The 717-nt window shown below is 43.4% G+C and carries 3 tRNA genes and 1 rRNA gene; all 4 read left to right on the plus strand.

The features are described 5' to 3' along the window. Positions 1 to 79, plus strand: a 5S ribosomal RNA gene (rrf, locus tag JM172_RS25755); the annotation flags it as partial. Between the two features lie 19 nt (positions 80 to 98). Next, positions 99 to 175 (plus strand) — tRNA-Met (locus JM172_RS24565). 12 nt (positions 176 to 187) lie between these two features. Beyond that, positions 188 to 263 (plus strand) — tRNA-Asp (locus JM172_RS24570). A gap of 184 nt (positions 264 to 447) precedes the next feature. Then, positions 448 to 515 (plus strand) — tRNA-Gly (locus tag JM172_RS24575). Positions 516 to 717 lie beyond the last annotated feature (202 nt).

Here is a 717-nt window from a genome sequence, read left to right on the forward strand (position 1 = left end):
TACCGAACACGGAAGTTAAGCTCTTCAGCGCCGATGGTAGTTGGGGGTTTCCCCCTGTGAGAGTAGGACGTTGCCAGACATAATAATATTCTTATTATCGCGGGGTGGAGCAGTCTGGTAGCTCGTCGGGCTCATAACCCGAAGGTCGCAGGTTCAAATCCTGTCCCCGCAACCAATGAATAAATGTGGTCCCGTGGTGTAGCGGTTAACATGCCTGCCTGTCACGCAGGAGATCGCGGGTTCGATTCCCGTCGGGACCGCCATATATAACTGACTCAAACGAAACTAGATGTTTCGTTTTTTTGTATTTTCAAATTTGGCATTTGTGTAGTTACGATCAACATATAGTAATGAAATCCTATATCAGCTTGGTAGAGCACATGGTTTGGGACCATGGGGTCGCAGGTTCAAATCCTGTCTTCCCGACCATTTTAAAATAATATATACGCGGGTGTAGTTTAGTGGTAAAACCCCAGACTTCCAAGCTGATGTTTCGATTCTCATCACCCGCTCCAAAAAAATATAAAAAGATATTGACATCACAATGAACGAGATGTTATATTAATAAAGTCGCTGCTGAGCGATAACAACAAAAAATGTTCTTTGAAAACTAAACAAAACAAAAGCGTCAACGTTAATTTTTTTGAACAAATGAGCAATCAAACTTTATTGGAGAGTTTGATCCTGGCTCAGGACGAACGCTGGCGGCGTGCCTAA

Origin of the sequence: Bacillus sp. SM2101, assembly GCF_018588585.1 — a bacterium.
Lineage (GTDB): Bacteria > Bacillota > Bacilli > Bacillales > SM2101 > Nanhaiella > Nanhaiella sioensis.